This is a genomic window from Fundidesulfovibrio terrae (genome assembly GCF_022808915.1).
GTDB classification, from domain to species: domain Bacteria; phylum Desulfobacterota; class Desulfovibrionia; order Desulfovibrionales; family Desulfovibrionaceae; genus Fundidesulfovibrio; species Fundidesulfovibrio terrae.
Genome location: NZ_JAKZFS010000006.1, coordinates 1 through 21,252, shown reverse-complemented (window position 1 = coordinate 21,252; position 21,252 = coordinate 1). Strand labels below are relative to the sequence as shown.

General features: G+C 63.4%; 19 protein-coding genes, 1 tRNA gene and 1 rRNA gene. 10 read left to right on the top strand and 11 right to left on the bottom strand.

All coding sequences use genetic code 11. The features are described from left to right. The first annotated feature begins 2 nt into the window (after positions 1-2). The 6 genes from ML540_RS16370 to ML540_RS16345 all read left to right on the top strand — a co-directional run bounded on the left by ML540_RS16370 (position 3) and on the right by ML540_RS16345 (position 5,723). Positions 3-680, top strand: a complete 678-nt coding sequence (locus tag ML540_RS16370; protein WP_243363847.1) for a hypothetical protein — start codon at positions 3-5, stop codon at positions 678-680. Further along, positions 673-909, top strand: a complete 237-nt coding sequence (locus tag ML540_RS16365) for a hypothetical protein (RefSeq protein WP_243363846.1) — start codon at positions 673-675, stop codon at positions 907-909. The genes ML540_RS16370 and ML540_RS16365 overlap by 8 nt, the downstream gene beginning before the upstream one ends. Next, positions 909-1,481, top strand: a complete 573-nt coding sequence (locus ML540_RS16360) for an AAA family ATPase (protein ID WP_243363845.1) — start codon at positions 909-911, stop codon at positions 1,479-1,481. Before ML540_RS16365 ends, ML540_RS16360 begins: the two co-directional genes overlap by 1 nt. Continuing rightward, positions 1,478-4,201: a DNA primase family protein gene (locus tag ML540_RS16355; protein ID WP_243363844.1), complete on the top strand. Its 2,724-nt coding sequence runs from the start codon at positions 1,478-1,480 to the stop codon at positions 4,199-4,201. The genes ML540_RS16360 and ML540_RS16355 overlap by 4 nt, the downstream gene beginning before the upstream one ends. Positions 4,202-4,678: 477 nt before the next feature. Then, on the top strand, positions 4,679-5,044 hold the full coding sequence (locus ML540_RS16350) for a toprim domain-containing protein (RefSeq protein ID WP_243363843.1): 366 nt from the start codon (positions 4,679-4,681) through the stop codon (positions 5,042-5,044). 280 nt (positions 5,045-5,324) lie between these two features. Continuing rightward, positions 5,325-5,723: a terminase small subunit gene (locus tag ML540_RS16345; protein WP_243363842.1), complete on the top strand. Its 399-nt coding sequence runs from the start codon at positions 5,325-5,327 to the stop codon at positions 5,721-5,723. Positions 5,724-5,992: 269 nt separating this feature from the next. Here the strand turns inward: ML540_RS16345 and ML540_RS16340 are convergent, their stop codons facing one another. From ML540_RS16340 to ML540_RS16300, 9 genes are all read right to left on the bottom strand, one after another. After that, positions 5,993-7,246, bottom strand: coding sequence for a tyrosine-type recombinase/integrase (locus tag ML540_RS16340; RefSeq protein WP_243363841.1), 1,254 nt, complete (start codon positions 7,244-7,246; stop codon positions 5,993-5,995). Between the two features lie 227 nt (positions 7,247-7,473). Continuing rightward, positions 7,474-7,556 (bottom strand) — tRNA-Leu (locus ML540_RS16335). 188 nt (positions 7,557-7,744) lie between these two features. Continuing rightward, positions 7,745-8,548 (bottom strand): bifunctional hydroxymethylpyrimidine kinase/phosphomethylpyrimidine kinase, encoded by an 804-nt coding sequence (gene thiD / locus ML540_RS16330; RefSeq protein ID WP_243363840.1) that lies wholly within the window; start codon positions 8,546-8,548, stop codon positions 7,745-7,747. Then, positions 8,545-9,507, bottom strand: a complete 963-nt coding sequence (locus ML540_RS16325; protein WP_243363839.1) for a lysylphosphatidylglycerol synthase transmembrane domain-containing protein — start codon at positions 9,505-9,507, stop codon at positions 8,545-8,547. Before ML540_RS16325 ends, thiD begins: the two co-directional genes overlap by 4 nt. A gap of 19 nt (positions 9,508-9,526) precedes the next feature. After that, positions 9,527-11,701: an SF1B family DNA helicase RecD2 gene (gene recD2, locus ML540_RS16320; protein ID WP_243363838.1), complete on the bottom strand. Its 2,175-nt coding sequence runs from the start codon at positions 11,699-11,701 to the stop codon at positions 9,527-9,529. Between the two features lie 7 nt (positions 11,702-11,708). Further along, the gene (gene recR, locus ML540_RS16315) at positions 11,709-12,314 is read right to left on the bottom strand and encodes a recombination mediator RecR (protein ID WP_243363837.1); all 606 of its coding nucleotides are present in this window, start codon (positions 12,312-12,314) and stop codon (positions 11,709-11,711) included. Positions 12,315-12,317: 3 nt separating this feature from the next. Next, positions 12,318-12,629 carry a YbaB/EbfC family nucleoid-associated protein gene (locus ML540_RS16310; protein ID WP_243363835.1) on the bottom strand — a complete coding sequence of 104 codons (312 nt, stop codon included), beginning with the start codon at positions 12,627-12,629 and terminating at the stop codon, positions 12,318-12,320. Positions 12,630-12,653: 24 nt separating this feature from the next. Beyond that, positions 12,654-14,984, bottom strand: a complete 2,331-nt coding sequence (gene dnaX / locus ML540_RS16305; protein WP_243363825.1) for a DNA polymerase III subunit gamma/tau — start codon at positions 14,982-14,984, stop codon at positions 12,654-12,656. A gap of 43 nt (positions 14,985-15,027) precedes the next feature. Beyond that, the gene (locus ML540_RS16300; RefSeq protein ID WP_243363811.1) at positions 15,028-15,954 is read right to left on the bottom strand and encodes a branched-chain amino acid transaminase; all 927 of its coding nucleotides are present in this window, start codon (positions 15,952-15,954) and stop codon (positions 15,028-15,030) included. A gap of 228 nt (positions 15,955-16,182) precedes the next feature. Between ML540_RS16300 and ML540_RS16295 the strand changes: the two genes are divergently transcribed. From ML540_RS16295 to ML540_RS16285, 3 genes are read left to right on the top strand one after another with little or no spacing between them, the layout of a single operon-like run. After that, a complete protein-coding gene (locus ML540_RS16295; RefSeq protein ID WP_243363809.1) occupies positions 16,183-17,208 on the top strand; it encodes a tRNA dihydrouridine synthase in 1,026 nt (341 codons plus the stop codon). After that, positions 17,196-18,047 (top strand): 4-hydroxy-3-methylbut-2-enyl diphosphate reductase, encoded by an 852-nt coding sequence (ispH, locus tag ML540_RS16290; protein ID WP_243363806.1) that lies wholly within the window; start codon positions 17,196-17,198, stop codon positions 18,045-18,047. Before ML540_RS16295 ends, ispH begins: the two co-directional genes overlap by 13 nt. Positions 18,048-18,065: 18 nt before the next feature. Beyond that, the gene (locus tag ML540_RS16285; RefSeq protein ID WP_243363795.1) at positions 18,066-19,037 is read left to right on the top strand and encodes a chemotaxis protein; all 972 of its coding nucleotides are present in this window, start codon (positions 18,066-18,068) and stop codon (positions 19,035-19,037) included. A 233-nt stretch (positions 19,038-19,270) separates the two neighbouring features. Here the strand turns inward: ML540_RS16285 and murI are convergent, their stop codons facing one another. Further along, positions 19,271-20,083 carry a glutamate racemase gene (gene murI / locus ML540_RS16280; RefSeq protein ID WP_243363793.1) on the bottom strand — a complete coding sequence of 271 codons (813 nt, stop codon included), beginning with the start codon at positions 20,081-20,083 and terminating at the stop codon, positions 19,271-19,273. A 215-nt stretch (positions 20,084-20,298) separates the two neighbouring features. On the opposite strand from murI, the gene ML540_RS16275 reads away from it, so the two are divergent. Further along, positions 20,299-21,048: an SDR family NAD(P)-dependent oxidoreductase gene (locus ML540_RS16275; RefSeq protein ID WP_243363790.1), complete on the top strand. Its 750-nt coding sequence runs from the start codon at positions 20,299-20,301 to the stop codon at positions 21,046-21,048. Positions 21,049-21,130: 82 nt separating this feature from the next. Here the strand turns inward: ML540_RS16275 and rrf are convergent. Further along, positions 21,131-21,246, bottom strand: a 5S ribosomal RNA gene (gene rrf, locus ML540_RS16270). Positions 21,247-21,252 lie beyond the last annotated feature (6 nt).

Sequence of the window (21,252 nt, the reverse complement as noted above, 5' to 3'; positions counted from 1 at the left end):
TCATGAAAAGGAACACCTTCGGCATTGAAAACGATCATTTGATTTGTTTGGAAGCCCAAGAACACCGCCCTACTGACGAAGTTTTGAAGTTTTCGCTTCCCGCAGATTTTTCTCGCAGCCTTTTGGTAGTGTTCGAGAAGAATGGGTTCAGAAGGCTGCGGATCAAAGGCGCAAAGCCGGGTTGTCCTGGAAGCAACCAGATGGACAGCGGGATACAAGCAGTTCTCCAGGGCAAGGCGGTTTTGGGTGGCGGGAATCTGTATGAAGTCCGGGGAAAATACCCCAATAATTTGTCTTGGAAGATATTCACCACGGCTGACTCGGTTCAGGGTCTTTGGGAAACTTTTGAAGCCGACGGCATTTTCAGTTCTCGACTCATTGGGACGAGATCTGGATCTGACGTGCTCTGGCGCCAGAATAATGGTTTACCACCTCTATTCATGGGTAAGGCAACGTTAAGCAACAACAGCCTCTATGAAGTCCGTGGACTTAATCTCGATGGCTGGGCTTGGAGGGTTTACACCACGGCCGAATCCCCTCGCGTGCTGTGGGATATGGCTGAATTTGGATTGGTATCTAGCGTCCGAATTTTGGCTTCAGACGAAGGGGCGGACCTTGTCAAGTATCAGAGGTGGGGAAAGTTGCCTTGCTTCTTTGGAGGGGGAGGTTGCGATGAATAATCCCAACAAATCCCAAAAAGCCAACTGCTACTTCGCGTTTTACCCGAATTTTGCCCCGGTCCTTCCTGTCCTGATCGACTACCCTGATGGGCGTTGGTGGCGGATTCACGGCAGCACGGTGGACCGGGATGATATTCCCGAGGAACTTATCCTGAACGTGGCCAACGATATCCTCTGCATGGCTGCGCTCAGGGCCGGGGCTCACATTTGGGCCAAGGAAGGCGCGTGATGGGTGCTCTCTATTACTTTGGCTCCGTCGCGAGCCAGCAGTCCGTGGGTGACGATTCGGCTGCCATCGAGGCGGCCCTGGCCCATATGCCCGCCCGGCAGGAAAAATTCACGGCGGGGGTGGGCTCGATCGGTGAGAAGGAAGACTCGACCAAGCCCGGTTTCTATACCGGGTTTGACATCATTGCACACAAGTCGGGGATCATCATCAACCTCGATCTGCTCTCGCTGGTCTGGGTGTTTCTCGACTCTTTCTTGACCGGAAAGCTCGGTTTCGTATCTGGGGCCCCTGAGGTGGGTAAGCCCACCTTCTTGATCTACCTGGCCGCCTTGATCGCCAATTGCTTGGACTGGTTCGGGGACCATTTGGTCCCCGGCGGCAAGGGAAAGGTGCTGGCCGTATTCTACGAAGTGGATAAGTGCCCCCTTTGGAGGCGCTTACAACGTGCCTTCGCGGTATTCAGATGGTCTTGGCCCTGCGTGTCGCTGGGTTTCTCGTTCAGCTTGATTACCCAAAATTTTATGGGGAACATCTTCGCGGTCCCGGCGGCCGGGCAGGAGGGCCATCAATGATCGGCCCCCAGGCACAACTGACCGTGTTCACGTCCACCCGGCCCGCACAGCTGTCCAAAGGATTTAAACTCGGCGAAGATGGCAATCTGGTGAAGTCCAACGGTGGTCGTATGGCAGAAGGCGATTCCAAAACCGTCGCCGTCACGCCGCTGGAGTTCACCGAGCTTCTCAAAAACTTGAAACCGAGCCAGGCCCTGGGCTTTGGCCTGGGACCCGAGCAGTTCTGCTTCATCGGAACGCAAGGGTATCTCCAGCCTGGGCAGGTCACGCGCCAAAAGGAAAACTTCAAGTGGCCGGATGGGCCTGGCGTAATGATGACGGATTACGATCCGCCTAAAGACGGCTCTACACCTTGGTCAGCCGAGCGGCTGCTTGAAGCTTTCACGAGCGTTGCTCCGGGCTTGGTAAAAGCGCCGCTGGTGGTCACCGCCAGCGTGTCGTCTCATATCTACACCCAAACCGGTGAATGCCTGAAAGGGCCGGGCGGGCTCCGCGCTTATCTCTTCGTCCGGGATGCGACAGACATACCTAGGGCCGGGCAGGTCCTTCACGACCGGCTCTGGCTTGCGGGGTATGGGCGGTACGACGTGAGCGAATCTGGAGCTCTCCTCGAACGCTCTTGCACCGATACGGCGGTCTGGTCGCCGGAACGGCTCGATTTCGCCGGAGCGGCCGTCCTCGGGCCGGGCTTGGTCCAGAAGAAGCCGGAGCCCATAATCATCGACTCGGACGCCGAATTCCTCGATACGCGGGCAGCCTTCCACGACTTGACGCCAGAGGAGAAGAAGAAGCTCGCCCTGCTCAAACAGCACGCCAAGGAGGTCGTGCGTGATAAAATGGACGCGAAAAAGGAAGCCTGGACCGCCACGCGGATGAAAGAGGTTAGGGTCAAAAACCCGGCCAAAAGCGAGCCCGAGTTCGCCATCATCGAAGAACTGTTCCGCAGGTCTCTGGAAAATGGTAAACTCTGCGAGGATCAGGAAATCCATCTCCACAACGGCCCTACCGTAACCGTCCGTGACATTCTGGCCGAGCCCGCCAAATTCCACGACAAGCGCTGCGCCGATCCGATGGAGCCGGGCTATAACAACGACCCTGACATTGGGTGGATATGCGCGAAGGACGGCAAGCCCCCTGTTATCTTCTCCCACGCGCACGGGAAGAAGAAGTACACGCTGGGCACGGACAAACAGGCTAAAAAGTCGCCCATGAATCGCGAGGAGGCGTCCGGCATCCGCCAGGAGTTGGAAGCGCGTATCAAGGACACCGAGGACTTCGACGAACTCCTGGGGCCGGTCGCCGAGGCCATCGCCAAGAGCGGCCTACCGGTCCCCGACGTCGAATATCTGCTGAAGCTCATCAAGAAGAGGACCGGTACCTCCCTCCATGATCTGCGGGCAGCCGTCAGGCTGGCGCGCGCCTCCGGGGGCGATAGCGACGGGGACAAGTTCAACCACATGGAGACGGCCCTGCGCGTCATTGAGTCGTACGGGGAAGGTAACCTCCTGCATGCGCAGGATTTCTTCTGGAAGTGGGATCTGGCTGGTGTCTGGCGCAAAATGGATGACCTGGAGATCAAGAAGAAAGTTCATCGGGTCGCGGAAGTCGACGATTTGACGGCCTCGATAGTTGATTCGGTTTTCAAGCTGGCCGTGAACGAAACTTTCCGACCTGGGCACGCATTCGATGCCATCCAGGACGCCGTCAACGTGCGCAACGGGGAATTGTATTGGGAAGGCAATCGGTGGGAACTTCGACCTCATTGCCGCGAGAGCTACAGGACCACTCAGATACCGGTCGCGTACGACCCGCAGGCCGCAGCCCCGCGCTTCTTGCAGTTCCTGGACGAAATCTTCCGCGACGACCCGGACAAAAAGGATAAAAAGCGCCTCGTGTTGGAATGCATGGGGTACAGCCTCATGGCCACCTGCCGCTTCGAGAAGTTCATGTTGCTCATCGGGCCGGGAGCAAACGGCAAAAGTGTCCTGTTGGCCGTGCTGGCGGCCCTGGTCGGGCCTAAACAGGTGGCCGCAGTCCAGCCCTCGCAGTTCGACAATCGCTTCCAGCGGGCGCACCTGCATGGGAGGCTGGTGAACATCGTAACCGAGATCGCAGAAGGCCATGAAATGGCCGATGCTCAGCTCAAGGCCATCGTGTCCGGCGAGCTCACCACGGCGGAGCACAAGATGCGCCCTCCCTTCGACTTCAACCCCTTCTGCACGTGCTGGTTCGGCACCAACCACATGCCGAATACTCGGGACTTCTCGGACGCCCTCTTCCGGCGGGCCAACATCCTGACCTTCAACCGGACTTTCCAGGAAGAGGAGCAGGACCGGCAGCTGGTGGAGAAGCTGAAGAGCGAGTTGCCGGGAATCATGGCCATGGCGCTGGAGGCCCTGGCCGAGGTCATCCAGCGCGGTGAATTCACCCGCACCGAGTCCTGCGAAGCAGCCAAGAAGGAATGGAGGCTCGACAGTGACCAGGTCGCTGCCTTCGTCGAGGATCAGTGTGTGCTGGAGCCGGGACTGCATACGCCGAGCGGTTACATCTATACAGACTATAAATCTTGGGCTGAGGAAGCGGGGGGTGGGCCACTGTTGGGCCGGAAGAAGTTTACCTCACGCCTGCAACGTCTGGGCGTCCAACTGCACAAAAGCACGGGTGGGGTCAGGATGTTGGCCGGGATAGCGCTCAAGTTCGCCAAGGGGAGGCCCCAATGAGTGGCGTGAGTGGCGTGAGTGGCGCGTGTTTCGGGATTACCGAGAAGAAATTTGTTATATTCACTTTGAATCAAGAGAAAATAACACGGTACATATATTATGATCTGGAACAATGCGCCACTCGCGCCACTCGCGCCACTGAGTCCATGACCCAGGAGGAGGTTGACCGAACGCTGGCCTGGAACTTGGATGGTCAGGACTCCGTCTCCAGCCAAGGTTTGCCCCCGGAGACCTGTCGACGGGTGGGCATCGGCTGGAACCTCACCGACTGCTACCAGCCTAGGACCGTTTGGGGCCTGCCCGAGGAGATGAATCCGGAGTCAGGGAAGCCCAGGCGGGTCTGGCTCTCGGCGGAGTTGGTGATCCCGACGACCACCGGCGATGTGGTGACGGCCCTCAAAATTCGGCGAACGGATTGGCACCCGGATGACCCTTTTCCAAAGTACTGGGCCGTTCGGGGCGGTAGCCAGTCCCTCTATGTCCTCGATTCCGAACCCGGAAATCCGGTGGTCGTCGGTCGAGTCGGAGCTGGACGCCGCCCTGATCTCCCAGGAGGCCGGGGATATCGCGACCGCCGTCGCACTCGGAACCGCCAGGGGGAAGCCCGATGATGCCGCCACGGCGATTTTGAATGCTGCTCCGGTGATCCTGGTTGCACTGGACTTCGATGAGGCCGGAAAGGCGGCGTGGCCGTGGTGGAAAGAGGAATTCCGTACCTCCGTGCCCTGGCCGGTACCGGTGGGCAAGGACGTTGGCGACCTCCTGGGCATCCCTGGGTTGATGCGGGCATGGATCGAGAAAGGCATGCCCGCGACGGGGCCGCCCGTTACATTCACGCACTGACAGAGCCAAACAGAGAATCGCTTCGCTTTGGCGCTGCCGCCCCCCAGACACATCCTCCTGCCAGGCCTACATAAAGACCCCTCCAGGCCCTCCAAGTTCCCCGAACCAGCCAATCCCTGTGCGCCCGTCCGCGACGCGCGCCAGGGCCAGTTCTGTGAAAATTTAAGGCAGTGCTATCGGACCGACATGGAGCCCATCGTCGAGGAGCATATACAGGTAGTCCAGTGTATTTCGATTTGCCTGGTGTTATCTGTGAGTCATCAAGACCGGAGGAGGCTGCATGATCACACAATCTGTTCTGACCCCGAAGCAAGAAGCGTTTGCCCAACATTTCGTCTTGAATGGAAATGCGTCCGCAGCTTATCGCGAATCGTACGAAATACGTGTGAATACGAAGGAAACTTCTATTGGGCAGAGTGCGAAACAGCTCCTCGACCACCCTAAAATTTCCTCAAGGATTGCCGCGCTACGGGCTGTTGCAGCTGAAAAGGCTATGCTCACGCTCGACCAGCACCTGTCAACGCTGGCGGTCTTGAGAGACAAGGCTGCGCAGGCCGGGCAGATGGGTGCGGCCATCACGGCCGAAATCGCTCGCGGCAAGGCCGCAGGCCTCTATGTAGAGAAGAGAGAAGTGAATGCCCGGATGACGGCAGTTGTCGAAGTTGGGGATGGTGATTGACAGAGGGCGGGACCGTCATGTCCTTGGACACGAGTGCTCCCAAAGGGTTGCCCTCACGCGGATCGCCTCCAACTCCAGGACCATGGACTCGGACTTGCTGTTATTTTGCTCACAGCCCTGGCTGGTTTCGTCAAACTCGCCCAGCGGAGGTTCCTGACGGGAGGGCGCAGTCCCGGCCTTTCCTCCAGGCTAGTAGGGGTCGGCCTGTGCCAGGAGGGTGACACCACCTTGGGCGGACCATTATGCCGATCCGCCCATAACTGTCGGGGTCAGCCTACATTCTCTCTGTGAATAGGGACCACCTTGCCGCCTGCCTTCAAGGTGTGCAGGTAGTCCGCCCACTTCTGCATCATCCGCCGCCGTTCCGGCAGATGCTCCGCCCGGTTGTAAGTAGCCCGGACCTTATTTCTTGGGGCGTGAGCAAGCTGGCGCTCGATCACGTCGGAAGGCCAGCCCTGTTCGTTCAGGAGCGTGGAAGCCATGGCCCGGAAGCCGTGTGCGCAATGCTCCCCTTGGTCATAGCCCAGACGCCGCAGGGCGGCATTGATGGTCATGTTTGACATGCAGCGCCCTTTGGCCCGGTTGCAGGGAAACAGATAGCGCCCTGCCCCGGTCAGGGGGTGAAGGTCCGTGATGATCTCCACGGCTTGGCGGGACAGAGGCACGATATGCGCCGTCCGCATCTTCATTTTCTCGGCAGGAATGAGCCATTGCGGCCCGTGTTCCGCGTCCAGGTCGATTTCCCCCCACTCTGCATGCCGAAGCTCGCCAGGACGCACGAACAGGAGCGGGGCCAGTTTGAGCGCCGCCAGGGTGACAGGACTCCCCTCATAGCCTTCCATGGCTCGTAGGAGCTTGCCCACGGCCTTGGGTTCAACGATGGCCGGACGGTTCGTCACCTTGCAGGGGGCCAACGCGCCCCGCAGGTCCGCGCCTACGTTGCGTTCGGCCCTGCCCGTGGCAATGGCGTAGGAGAATACGGCTTCGCAATACTGGCGTAAGCGCTTGGCCGTGTAGTTGATGCCCTTGGCTTCCACTGCCCGCAGGACGGGGAGGATGGCCGGGGCGCGTAGCAGGGAAATAGGTTCAGCCCCGAAGACCGGGAACAGGTGTTGTTCCATGGTGGAGAGAACCTTGACGGCGTGGCCTTCGCTCCAGGTCCGCACCTGAGCGGCGTGCCATTCGCGAGCCACAAGCTCGAAGGTCGCGGCCTGAACGGCTTGCGCCTCGGCTTGGGCGGCGGTGTCCTGTTTCCTCTTCTCTCCAGGGTCAACGCCATCCGCCACCATGGCGCGGGCATCATCACGGCGCTGCCGGGCCTGCTTCAAGCTCACATCCGGCCATAATCCGAACACTAGGCGCTTTTCCTGCCCTTCGAAACGATACTTGAACCGCCAGGACTTCCCCCCAGTTGGAAGGATTTCCACGTAGAGGCCAAGACCATCCGACAGCTTGTAAGCTTTGGCCTGAGGCTTGGCGTTACGTATGGCCGCATCTGTGAGAGGCAGGACTTTCTTTGCCATGGCGGTTCGGGTCCTCCGGGACCTCGGCATACTGCATCCAGTGATACCGGGGATTTTCGGTCAAAGTGCCCCCAAAAGTTCCGACACGTTGACGATGCCCCCAGAAGTGCCCCCAAAAACAGCGGATGTCAATGGACCACAAAAGACGAAGCCGGACTATCTCTAGCCCGGCTTCTTAGTTATTTTCAGGACTTATGGACCGTATCGGACCACCCTGAACCGTGATTTGGTGCGAGAGGGGGGACTCGAACCCCCATGGTTGCCCGCCAGATCCTAAATCTGGTGCGTCTACCAATTCCGCCACTCTCGCATAAGGCGACACGCGCCTATCATGACTCGCGGAAGTTCGCCAGCCTCATGATTCGACGGGCCGCGCGCGGGGCTTGAGCGCCGAACCTCGCGGCCTTAAGCGCAAACCGGGGTGGGCGCGCCGCGCGCCGCCGCCCGAATCGAAGACCGGAACGTCTGCCGGGTCGCTCCAAACCCTGGCGCGCCTGGTCAGCGCAATCCGATCAGGTGGTCGGGAGGCGAAGCCCCGCGCCCCACCGCGAACCCGGATGCCAGGGCCTTGTTGAGGTATGCCTGGGCGTTTTTCACCGCCTGGGCCAGGGGATCGCCCAAGGCCAGGCGCGCGGTGATCGCCGCCGACAGCGTGCATCCGGTGCCATGGGTGTGGGGGGTGTCCACGCGCGGAACGGGCAGGGCCAAGGGCTCCTCGCCCGCAACGGCCAGCCAGTCCGTCAGCATGCCGCCCTGCGCTTCCATGTGCCCGCCTTTCACCAGCACAGCCTTGGGGCCGAAGGAAAGAAGCCGCTCGAGGGCGGCGAAGAGGCTTTGCCTGTCCGTGATGGCCAAGCCCGTGAGCAGTTCCGCCTCGGGGCGGTTGGGAGTGGCCAGGTCCGCCAGGGGGAACACCGACTCCACGATGGCCCGCACGGCGTCCTCCTGGAGCAGGGCGTGCCCGCTCTGGGAGACGCACACCGGATCGACCACCAGGGGAAAATCCTTTCTTTCGGCAAGCACCCCAGCCACGGCTTTCGCGATGGGCGCGGAAAAGAGCATGCCGGTTTTGGCCGCGCGCACGGGGATGTCCTCGAGGACAGTGCGCAGCTGCAGGGCCACGAACTCCGGCTCAGGGGCGTGGATGCCCGCGACACCCATGGTGTTCTGGGCGGTCAGGGCGGTGACGACGCTCAAACCGTAGCAACGGTGAGCCATGAATGTCTTGAGGTCCGCCTGGATTCCTGCCCCGCCGCCGGAGTCGGACCCGGCGATGGTCAGGACGCACGGGACGACGCTCATGCGTCCTCCATGGCCTCTTCGCTGTGCCGGATGGACTTGAGCGACAGCCCGCTTCTAGCCAGCACCAGAAGCCCCGTCACCGTGGTGGGGATGTACTGCATCATGTGGATGAGCAGGCCGATGGCCAGGGCCAGCTCCTTGTCCACCTTGAAGAGCCCCAGGCCGAAAATAACCGCGGCTTCGAACACGCCCACCGCTCCCGGTGAGGAGGGCATGGCCATGCCCAGCGAGGAAATGATGAAAACGGCCAGGGTCTGGCCCATGGTCAGCTTGAGCCCGGCCACCCAGAAGATGACCATGAACGTAGGCACGGCGTACAGGGCCCAAACCAGGGCCGTGTAGACCCCGAGCAGGATCAGGTAGCGCAGCGTCACCCCGTGCACCAGCTGGAGTTTCACTTCCACGATGAATTCGCGCAAGCGCTCGAAGGGTATGATGGCGATGATGCGCTCGGCCTTCTCGGGCCATTTGCGCACGAAGAACAGGCAGGCCCAGATGCTGCCCACACCGATCGCCAGCGGGAAAAAGGCCATCTTGAGCTTGAAGTGGAAGGCCACGACCAACCCCATGGCCAGGATGGCGTTCAGGTCGAAAAAGCGTTCCCAGAAAACCATGCTGATGCTCTGGCTCAGGGAATAGCCGCACTCCTTGCGCAGGTAGAAGGCCTTGGCCAGCTCGCCCAGCTTTGCCGGAACGACGTTGTTCACGGCCATGGACAACAAAAACGCCTTGAGCCCGACCGCGTTGCCGCAGGTGTATCCTGAGAGGAAATTCATGCGCAACGCCATGGCCCCGTACCCGAGTATGGAGACCACTGTGGTGATCGCGATGGCCGTGGCGTCGAAGCGGGCGAAGGCCTTTCCCAGTTCCGCGAAGTCCACTCCCCAGAAGGCGTAGACCAGGCACGCCCCGACCAGGGCGGTACGCAAGACCAGGCTGACGGTTTTTTTCAAGATCATTGCTGCTTGTTTTATCCTGCTAACGATTGAAGCATTCCTGCAGGCGGTAGCGCAGGTGCGTGAATCTCTTTGAAGTCCCGGCCGAATGAAGGCCGATGCCCAGGGCCTTTTTCCCGCCGATGATGACGGCCAGTTTCCTGGCCCGGGTCAGGGCGGTGTAGATGAGGTTGCGCTTGAGCATGACGAAGTGCTGCGTGACGACGGGCACGATGACGACGGGATATTCGCTTCCCTGCGATTTGTGCACGCTCACGGCGTAGGCCAGCGCCAGCTCGTCCAGGTCGGATGCCTCATAGGGTACGAGGCGGCCGTCGAAATCCACCGTGAGCTCGCTCGCGTGGGGGTCGGCCTCGACGATCCAACCCAGGTCGCCGTTGAAGACGTCCTTTTCATAGTTATTGCGCGTCTGCAAGACTCTATCGCCCACGCGGAAGCGGTTTTTTCCCCTGACCAATTCCCGCCCCGAGGGATTGAGCCTGTCCTGCAACAGCTCGTTCAGGGCCTGAGTGCCCACCTCGCCCTTGTGCATGGGCGAAAGCACCTGGATGTCACGCAGGGGATCGTATCCGTAGGTGCGCGGGATGCGCGTGGCCACCAGGTCGATGATCTTTTCCTGCACCAGGGCCGGGTCGTCGCACTCCACCCAGAAGAAGTCCGCCTCGGGAGGCTTCTTGAAGGACTGCTGGGGGAACTGGCCCTCGTTGATGCGGTGGGCGTTGACCACGATCATGGATTCCAGGGCCTGGCGGTAGATGTGGGTCAGACGGGCCTGGTCCACCGCCCCGGAATCCAGCAGGTCGCCCAGGACGTTGCCCGGTCCCACCGACGGCAGCTGGTTCACGTCCCCCACCAGGATCAGCCGGCAGGTGAGCGGCAGGGCGCGCAGGAGGCTCAAGAGAAGCTGCACGTCCAGCATGCTGGCCTCGTCCACCAGCACCACGTCGGCCTTGAGCTTGTGCTCCTCGTTGTGGGCGAAGCCGCCCCCGGGCTGCGAGCCCAGAAGCCTGTGCAGCGTGGACGCAGGATAGCCCGTGGCCTCGCTCATGCGCTTGGCCGCGCGCCCTGTCGGAGCGCACAGCTTCACTTTGTAATTGAGCTTATCCAGGACCTTCACCACGGCCTTGGTGATGGTGGTCTTGCCCGTGCCGGGGCCGCCGGTGATGATGAAGGACTTGCTGGAGCAGGCTTGGTACACGGCCAGGTGCTGCTCGCTGGAGAGCTTGATGCCGCATTCGGCCTCAACGGCGGGCAGGAGCTTGGCCACCTTCTCGGCCGGGGACGCGGCCGGGTGCGAGGCGATGGCGAAAAGCCGCTCGGCGATCTCGCGCTCCCAGTTGTAGAAATGCGTCAGGTACACGGCGTGGGAGACGTCCTGCTGGGGCAGGGACTCCACGCGCACCCGCTTCTGCTGCATGAGGCTCTCCAGGGCCTCCAGCAGCAGGTGCAGCCCCACTCCGCCGAGCATGGCGTCCACCTTCTCCAGCAGTTCGTCCCTCGGGTAGAACAGGTGCCCGGAGTCGCTCTGGGTGAAGAGCCCGTAGACCACGGCAGCCTCCAGGCGCTGCGGGCAGTCGTGGGCGAAGCCGAGCTTCAGGGCCATGGCGTCGGCGGTCTTGAAGCCTATTCCCTGGATGTCGTAGGCCAGTCCGTAGGGGTTCTCCTTGAGCTTCTGAACCGCGCCCCCGCCGTAGTGCTTGAAGATGCGCTGGGCGAAGGTGGTGGGCACGTCGTGGGTCTGCAAGAAGAGCATGAGCCCGCGCACCTCGCGCTGCTCGTTCCAGCTGGCGGTGATCTTCTCCAGCACCTTGGGGGTGATGCCCTTGACCTTGAGCAGGCGCTCCGGGTCCTCGTCCATCACCTCCAGCACCTTGTCGCCGAACTCGCCCAGGAGCTTGGCCGCCAGTACCGGCCCCACTCCCTTGATCTGCTTGGACTCCAGGTAGCGCTTGATGCCGGTCAGCGAAGCGGGCATGCGCTGCTCGAAGTACTCCACGTTGAACTGGCGGCCATACTGCGCGTGTGTGGTCCACTCGCCGCGCAGGAAAAGCGTTTCCCCGGGCGTCACCTGGCCCATGGTGCCCACGATGGTCACGATGCCGGGTTCGCCCTTGGCCGCCACCTTGGCCACCAGATAGCTGGTGGCCTCGGAATAGAAGGTGACGGTGTGGACCTCGCAGGTCAGTTCGGCGGGCATGGGGGGATCAGAGGTCCTGCCTGTGGACCATGGACTGCTTGAGGGTTTCCTTGTCCACGTACTTGACCTCGGCCCCCAGCGGGATGCCTTGGGCCAGGCGGGTCAGGCGCACGCCGGGATGGGCGCGCTCCACCATGTTTTTTAAGTAGCTGGCCGTGGCCTCGGCCTCCAGGGTGGTGCCCAGCGCCAGGATGACCTCGCGCACCGCGCCCTCGGAGAGCCTGCGCCGGAAGCGGTCGATCTCAAGACTCGATGGGTCGACGCCGTCCAGCGGCGAAATGAGACCGCCAAGGATCAGGTAGCGGCCCTTGTACAGGCCGGTCTCCTCCAGGGCCAGCATGGAGTCCCACTCGCTCACCAGGCACAGCGATTCGGCGTTGCGGGCCGGGTCCGAGCAGATGGGGCACGGGTCGGACTCGGCCAACCCCGCGCAGCTGGAGCACAGGAAGAGGTTCTCCCGCAGGTCGTGCACGGCGCGCCCAAGGAGCTGCGTGCGCTCCTTGGGCCACTTGAGCAGCGTCAGGGCCGCGCGCAGGGCCGACTTGGGGCCGAGCCCCGGCAGCGAGGACAGTTCGCTCACCAGGTCGGCGAGCGGCTTGGGAAGGGCTTTCATTCGTTAGAAAAGTCCAGGAATCTTGAGGCCGCCGGTGAGCGCCCCCATTTCGGACTGCTGCATCTCCCGGGCCTTCTTCAGGGCGTCGTTGACGGCCGCGAGCACGAGGTCCTGGAGCATGTCCACATCATTGGGGTCCACTACCGCCTTGTCGATCACGATGGACACGACGTCCTGGGAACCGGTGGCCGTCACCGTCACCATGCCGCCCCCGGCGGTGGCTTCCACGGTGCGCTTGCCCAGGTCCTCCTGGATCTGCTGCATCTTCTTCTGCATCATCTGCGCCTGGCGCAGCATATCTCCCATACCTTTCATGGCGTCCTCCGGTAGATATATCGGTCAGTTCTTGGCGCGCACATCGATGATGTACGCGCCCATGCTTTCGCGGGCTTCCTTGAACAGGTCGGACTGCTCGGCCTTGGCCCGCAGCTCCTTCTGGCTCAGAAGCTTCTGCCCCTGCTCGGCGGCCAGTTCCAGCGTCACCGCCGTCCCGAAGTAGGCATTGGCCAGCCGCTGGAGTAGCGCCAGGTTCTCGGGCTTTCCCTTGATCTGGTTCGCCTGGAACTCGTTCTTGCAGGTGATCCGGAATGTGCCGCCCCTGTTCATGGCGTCGTAGGCCCCGGTCATCTGCGGAAAGGCCACCTTGAGCAGCGGATTGCTCCTCACCTCGTGCATGGCGTAGTTCACGAACCCCTTCCATGTGGGCGGACCCAGCGGACGCGCGGCCTCTAGCGGCGGCGCGGCGTACTCCTGATCCTCCGGCGGGGAGGCGTCCTCGTCCTGCTCCCAAGGGGGGCTGCCGGCGCTGGAGCTTTCCATGCCGGGCGCGCCCGGTTCTCCAGGTCCGCCAAAAGAGCCGTTCATACCCGGGCCGCTGGACGTGCCGGCCTCTTCGTGCGCCTGCCCTGCTGATGAAGAGGCAAGCCCCGGCGCGGCATTCCCGGAGCGACCGGAAGCCTCGTGCGGGGCCGTCCCCGAGCTATCGGAAGTCCCGGCCGAGGGCGGCGCGACGGATGGCGCGGCGGGCGCGGGCACGTCGTCCTCCCGCCAGGGCGGAGGTTCGTCGCTTTGCGGCCCCTCCTTGGGCGATCCCTGCCCATCCTGTCCCGAAGCCGGATGCGGCCTGGGTCCGCCGGGAGCGGAAGCTGGAGCTGCGTAAGGCGCCGGCCTGGAAGCGCCCGGCGAGGCGTTCTCGCCCGCCGGAGCCCCATACGGAGCGGGCTGAGGGGCGCGCGATGCAGGCTGCCCCGCCCCTTGCGGCGGGGCGTACCGTGGGGAGGTCTGGGGCTGCGCTCCATACGGAGCCCCCCCGGGCGCGGCCCCCTGCGGCGGCGCGTATCGCGGAGCTTGGGGCGGAGCCCCATACGGGGCGCCGGCAGGCCCCGGTCCGGGCTGGTGCTGTGCCTGGGCCGGAGCTCCGTAGGGAGCGGGCCGTTGCGCAGGGGCGTAGCCCTGGCCCGGCTGCCCGGTTTGTCCCGGTTGCAGAGGTGCGGGCCTGGGCGCGCCGCCCGTGCCCCCCGATCCCGCAAGACCGGGGCGCGGGGCCGACCCCGCGTTCATGGCCTCCAGGGACAGAAGCTTGGGGATGTAGGCCAGATTGAGAAGCAGGAGTTCCAGGGCCAGGGCGGGCTCCAGGCTGGTCATCACCCGGCGCTGCCCCTCCAGGGTCATCTGCCAGCAGGCGTGGATGTGCCGGGCCTCGAACTCCCGGGCCCAGGAGAGCCACTGCCCCCCTTCCTCCTCGGTGAGCTCCAGCGCAGGCAGGGCCTTCTCGCCGGACTGGTTCAAGAGAAACATGTTGCGCCAGCACGAGGCCAGCTCGCGCAGGAAGAAGCCGATGTCCAGGCCCCGGTCCAGCACCTGGCGCAGAAGCCCGCTCACTCCCAGGCAGTCCTGCTCCTTGAAGGAGCGCATGAACGAGAAGAACACGTCCTGTCCGGCCAGGCCCAGCACGTCGCGCACGTCCTGCTCGAGAAGCGTCGGTCCGCCCATGGCCAGCACCTGGGCCAGAAGCGACATGGAGTCGCGCACGCTGCCCGCCCCGCGCCTGGCGATCAGGCTCACGGCCGAGGGCTCGAAGCCCATGCCCTCGCGGTCCAGCAGGCTGGTGAGGTGGGCCTCCAGCTCGGGCTGCATGAGCCGCTTGAACACGTAGTGCTGGCAGCGGCTGATGATGGTCGGCAGGATCTTGTGGGGCTCGGTGGTGGCCAGGATGAAGGTGACACGCCCGGGCGGCTCCTCCAGGGTCTTCAGGAGCGCGTTGAAGGCCGCCTTGGAGAGCATGTGCGCTTCGTCGATGATGAAGACCTTGTAGCGGCTCTGCAAGGGGGCGTATCCGATGTCTTCCTTGAGGCGGCGCGCCTCGTCCACGGTGCCGTGGGTGGCGGCGTCGATCTCGATGACGTCGGGGGAGACCCCGGCCGTGATCTGCCGGCACTGGGAGCATTCGTTGCACGGCTCGCCCGTGGGCGCGGTGACGCAGTTCAGGGCCTTGGCCAGCACGCGGGCCAGGGTGGTCTTGCCCACCCCGCGCGTGCCGGAAAAAAGATATGCGGGAGCGATCTTGTCCTCGGCCGACGCCTTGGACAAGATCCGCTTGATGGCTTCCTGCCCGGCCACGTCGCTGAAGCGCTGCGGCCGGTATTTCGCTGTGAGGCTTTGGGCTGACATGTATTTTAGCCGGGGAGCCGCAGGGCCCCCCGGCGTGGGTGCATTAGATGGTGTAGCCGTGCAGCCAGGAGGCGTACTTGGGATTCTCGCCCTTGACCACCTTGAAGAACTCGCGCTGCAGCGCCATGGCCACGGGACCGGCCTTGCCCTCGCCGATGGTGCGGCGGTCGAGCTCCCGGATGGGGGTGATCTCGGCGGCGGTGCCGGTGAAGAACGCCTCGTCCGCAGTGTAGAGCTCATCGCGGGTGAAGCGGGTCTCGCGCACCTCGTAGCCCAGGTCCTTGGCCAGGGTGATGACCGCCTCGCGGGTGATGCCCGACAGGATGGAGGTCAGCGGCGGAGTCTTGATGACGCCGTTCACCACCATGAAGACGTTCTCGCCCGAGCCCTCGGACACGTACCCTTCGGTGTCCAGCAGCAGGCCCTCGTCGTAGCCGTCGGCCAGGGCCTCGTTCTTGGCCAGCACCGAGTTGACGTAGTTGCCGCAGACCTTGGCCTTGGTCATCATCACGTTGACGTGGTGCCGGGTGAAGGAGGAGGTCCTGATGCGGATGCCCTTCTGCAGGGCTTCCTCGCCCAGGTACGCGCCCCAGGGCCACACGCAGATGGCGGTGTGGATGGGGTTCTTGCCCGGGAAAACGCCTAGGGACATGCCCGTGCCGATGAAGCTGATGGGCCGGATGTAGCCCTCCTCCATCTTGTTGGCCTTGAGGGTGTCCAGGATGGCCTGGGCGATCTGCTCTTCGGTGTGGGGAATCTTGATTTCCACGATCTTGGCGGAGTCGAAGAGCCTGTGGACGTGCTCCTTGAGACGAAAGACCGCGGAGCCGCCGCCGGCGCTCTTGTAGGCGCGGATGCCCTCGAAGACGCCCACGCCGTAATGCAGGGTGTGGGTCATCACATGCACCTGGGCCTTATCCCAGGGCACCAGGGCGCCATCGAACCAGATAAGCTCGGATTTGGGCGACATAGATTCCTCTTTGGTGGTATTACCCGAAAGCCAGGGCGGACGGGCTTGAACCTTGGAGGATAGGCAAAAGCAAAAACCAGGTCAAGGATGCCCCGGGAAACCGCATGGTTGCTCATCCAGGCATTGCCAATACCCAGACGAATGGTTAGAGGATTCACCGGGCGCGACTGGCCGCCGGGTCCTTCCCGGAAGCCACGCGATTCCCCAAGGCTCGAGGTTCCCCCGCGCATGAATCTTCCCCCCATCGGCCCGGACCGCCCCTGGCTGGCCCCCCTGGCCGGATACTCCGACCTGCCCTTCCGCATGCTCTGCCGTGAGATGGGTGCCGCCTGCGCCGTCACCGAAATGGTCAGCGCCAAGGGCATGGTCTATTACAGCCCCGGGACCAAGGACCTCCTGGCCACCTGCCCCGGTGACGCTCCCCTGGTGGTGCAGCTCTTCGGCAACGAGCCGGAAATGTTCTCCCGGGCCATGGACATGCTCCTTGAGGCGGGTTTTCGCTGGTTCGACCTGAACTGCGGCTGCTCCGTGGCCAAGGTGGTCAAGACCGGCTCCGGGGCGGCGCTCCTGCGCACCCCGGACGTGCTGCGCAAGGTGGTGGCGGCCATGGTGGCCAAGGCCGGTCCCGACAGCGTTGGGGTCAAGCTGCGCACCGGCTGGGACGCCCAGGACTTAAGCGTTTTCGACATCGCCAAATCCCTCGAGGACGAAGGCGCTGCCTGGCTCACCCTGCACCCGCGCCACGCCCGGCAAGGCTATTCGGGCACGGCCCGCTGGGAGCATATCGGGGAGCTCAAGCGCCGCTCGAATCTTCCCGTCATGGCCAGCGGCGATTTGTTCACGGCCGAGGACGCCAAACGCTGCATTGACGAGACCGGCGTGGACGGGGTCATGTTCGCGCGCGGAGCCATGTACGACCCGGCCGTGTTCCGCAAATTCCTGCTCTGCCCGGACAGCGCGCATTCCGGCCCCTCCGGCTCCGAGGTCGCGCGTATGATCGAACGCCACGCAGACCTCATCCGCGAGCACGGACGTCCGGAGCGGGCGCTCCTGCGCATGCGCTCCATCGTGCCCCGCTACGTGCGCAACCTGGCCGGGGCGCGCACGCTGCGCCTGGAGGTGGCCTCCTGCGCCTCGTGGGAACATTTGCGCGAAATCACAGCGCGCATCGCCGAGTCCGGACCGGTGGCCGGGCAGGCAACCGGCCCGCAACACCATCCTGACAACCTGGGAGAACCGGAATGGACGTCCTGAGAGCCAAAACCGCGGGATTCTGCATGGGCGTGGACTTGGCCCTGCGCAAGCTCGACCAGCTGCTTGCCGAGAACGCTTCGGGCGCGCCCCTATACACGTTCGGGCCCCTGATCCACAATCCGCAGGTGCTTGAGGAGTACGCCTCCAAGGGCGTACGCCGCTCCGAGGAGCCCGAGGCCATCGCCCCCGGGGCCACGGTGCTTATCCGGGCCCACGGAATTCCCCGCCAGATGGACGAACGCCTGGCCGCCCGGGGCCTCACCGTGGCCGACGCCACCTGCCCCAAGGTCAAGAAGGCCCAGAAGCTCATCGCCAGGGAGGCCGACCAGGGGAAGATCCTGCTCCTCTACGGCGAGGAGGCCCATCCCGAGGTGCGCGGCCTGCTCAGCCACGCCTCCCACGGGGCCATCGTGTTCGACAGCCTGGAGGAGATCCAGGCCTATGCCCCGGACCCGGCCGACGCCTATTTCCTGGCCGCCCAGACCACCCAGGACGAGGCCGAGTTCGAACGCATCCGGGATTATCTTTTCGCCTTGCTCGGCCGCGAGATTCCCGTACTCCACACCATCTGCGACGCCACCCAGAAGCGTCAGGAAGAGGCCATCGCCATCGCCAAGCAGGTGGACTTCATGGTGGTGGTTGGCGGGCGCGACAGCGGCAACACGCGTCGCCTGGCCAAGGTGGCCGAGGCCCAGGGAGTGCCCTGCGCTCATGTGGAGACCGAAGCGGAACTCCCGCTTGAAAATATGCGGGGCAAAACCCGTATCGGCTTGACAGCCGGAGCTTCAACGCCCAAAAACATAATCGATTCGGTGGAAGCGATTTTGCGCACGCTCTAGCCGCGGAGGACCCTCTCGATGGCCCAGACCAATATTCTTCTCGAAGCCGGGACCAACGAGCTCGAAATAGTCGAATTCTTCCTCGACGAGGCCGTGCCCGAAGGCGACCCGTCGGGCCTCACGTCCTACAAGGGCTATTACGGGGTCAACGTGGCCAAGGTGCTGGAGATCATCCGCCTGCCCCGCGTCACCGCGCTGCCCGAGGTCTCACACCCGTCGGTGCAGGGCGCGTTCAACCTGCGAAACCACATCATCCCCCTGGTGGACCTCTCCGTGTGGCTCGGCAAGCAGCGCGCGGAGCACGAATCCCCCAAGGTCATCGTCACCGAGTTCAACAAGGTGACCTCCGCCTTCCTGGTGTCCGGCGTCACGCGCATCCACCGTCTGAGCTGGGAGGCCGTGGAGCCGCCCAACACCTATGTCTCCTCCTTGAGCGGCGACTCCATCACTGGCGTGGTCAAACTGGAGGACCGCATCGTCTTCCTTTTGGACCTGGAAAAGATCGTAGCCGACCTGAATCCCGAACTGGGCCTGCGCCTGGACACCAGCATCGACTGGAAGGCCAGCAAGCGCTACCGGGCGCTCATCGCCGACGACTCCGCCCTGGTGCGTGAGATGCTGCGCGACCTCATGGAAAAGGCCAACTTCGACGTGGAGGTGGTCACCACGGGCCTGCAGGCCTGGGAGCGCCTCGTGGGAATCAAGGCCACGGCTGAAAAGGAAGGCAAGGCCGTCTCGGATTACGTGCAGGTGGTGGTCTCGGACATCGAAATGCCTACCATGGACGGCCACAACCTGACCAAGCGCATCAAGGAAGACCCGGCCCTGGGCAAGCTCCCGGTGCTGTTGTTCTCCTCGCTCATCACCGACAAGCTGCGCCACAAGGGAACGGCCGTGGGCGCTGACGACCAGATATCCAAGCCCGAGGTCAGCCAGCTGGCCCTTCGCGCCAAGAACCTCATCGAGCAGAAACTGAGCGAGACTGCCTGACGCACCCAAGGCCCCGGAATAAACGAAGCGCCCGGCGGGTTGTCCCCGTCGGGCGCTTTTTCGTGGCGCATGGCGCCGTCGTCGCGGTTTCTGTGTTTGGGATGGCGGCGGTACGCCTTGGGGTCCCGGATGGCCTTGCCCGGCGGGGGCTGTTTCTTGCGGACCGGGATGTCCTCCTGCTTGATGACGATGGTGTCGCTTGGCATGGATGGTTCCTTCTCTGTGGTTGATGTTCAGCACAGGCTCTCAACGCGCACCGTTCCCAGGCTGCGCCCGAGAAAACGTTCGCCCACTTCCCGAAAGCGTTGCGGCACGTCCGTGACGTGGAAAACATGTTCGGGTTCGCCCTGGCCCGGATTCTCAAGCTTCATCTCGCGCAGAAGATCCTCGGCGCGCTCGGACACGGCCTCGGCCGAATCCACCAGACGCACGCCCTGCCCCATGACCGAGCCCAGCATGGGCTTGAGCAGCGGATAATGCGTGCAGCCGAGCACAAGGGTGTCGATGTTCTGGGCCAAAAGCGGCGTGAGGTATTCGAAGGCCGTGAGCCGAGTCACGGGGTGATCCAGCCAGCCCTCCTCCACCAGGGGGACGAAGAGCGGGCATGCCTCCGTGGCCAGGAACATTCCGCTTTGGTCGTAGCGCTGTATGGCGGTGACATACGCCCCGGAGCCGATGGTGGAGGGCGTGCCGATGATGCCGATGCGCCGGTTGCGGGTGCGGGCCACGGCGGTGCGCGCGCCCGCGTCGATCACCTCCAGCACGGGCACGGGCGACAGGGCGCGCACGGTGTCATACGCCACGGCGGCCATGGTGTTGCAGGCGATGATGAGCATCTTCACCTGCTTGGCCAAAAGGAATCGGGCGATCTGCTCGGCGAAGCGGGCCACTGTCTCGCGGGATTTCACGCCGTAAGGCACGCGGGCCGTGTCGCCGAAGTAGACGATGTTCTCGCGGGGCAGGCGCTCCATGACCGCGCGGGCCACGGTGAGGCCGCCCACGCCCGAGTCGAAGATGCCTATAGGGGAAGAGGGGGAAAGGTGCATGCTCTGTATACCTTCAAAAAAGTCTTTGCTCGTCTCGCCGAAACAACGGCGATGTGCGCGGATACACCCTTCCAACGCGATGTTCAATTGCCGGAGCCCTGGACCATAAACATGTTGACGGAAAATCCCGCCCCAATCATACGGTGGAGAATGGGCACTATGCCATGAGCGCCGAGGGGCGGCCGACACGTCCAGACGAAAACGAGGAGCGAGCCATGAGCAAAATACTTGCGGGCAAGGTGGCCCTGATCACCGGAGGATCGCGAGGCATGGGAGCGGCCATCGCTCGTGCCCTTGCGGACGACGGCGCGGACGTGGCCGTAAGCTACGCGGCCTCTGCCGACAAGGCGGAGGCCGTGGCGCGCGGCCTTGAAACCAAGGGCGTGCGAGCGGCCGCAATCAAGGCCGACCAGGCCGATCCGGCCCAGGTCCGGGCGTTGGTCGAGGCGGTTATCGAACGCTTCGGCCGTCTGGACATCCTGGTCAACAACGCGGGCATCGCGGTCTACGGCATAACCGGAGCCCCCACCAGCGACCTCGCCGGACTGGAGCGCCAATTCGCCGTCAACGTCGGCGGTGTGGCGGCCGCCGTCCGCGCGGCCGCCGCTTTCATGGGCAAAGGCGGCCGGATTGTCACCATCGGCTCCTGCGTGGCCGACCATGTCCCAGGCCCTGGACTGGCTGACTACGCCGCGACCAAGGGAGCCGTCACCGCCTACACCCGTGGCTGGGCCAGGGACTTCGGTCCCAAAGGGATTACCGTCAACGTGGTGCAACCCGGCCCCATCGCCACGGACATGAATCCCGACGAGGGCGAGTTCGCCGAAAGCCTGAAACAAGCCACGGCGCTGGGCCGCTATGGCAAGCCCGAAGAGGTGGCGGCCGTGGTGGCCTTCCTGGCTAGCCCGGAAGCGTCCTTCGTGACCGGAGCCACCATCGAGGTCGATGGTGGATTGAACGCGTAAAGCGGAGCTTTGGGTGAGGTGCGGTCACTGTACGCCCGAAAAGCGAAAGGCCCGCATTTTGGTGCGGGCCTTTCTTAAAGGAACCTGGCGGCGACCTACTTTCCCACTAGCGGTCCTAGCAGTATCATCGGCGATGGAGGGCTTAACTTCCGAGTTCGGAATGGGATCGGGTGTACCCCCTCCTCAAAGGCCACCAGGAAATTC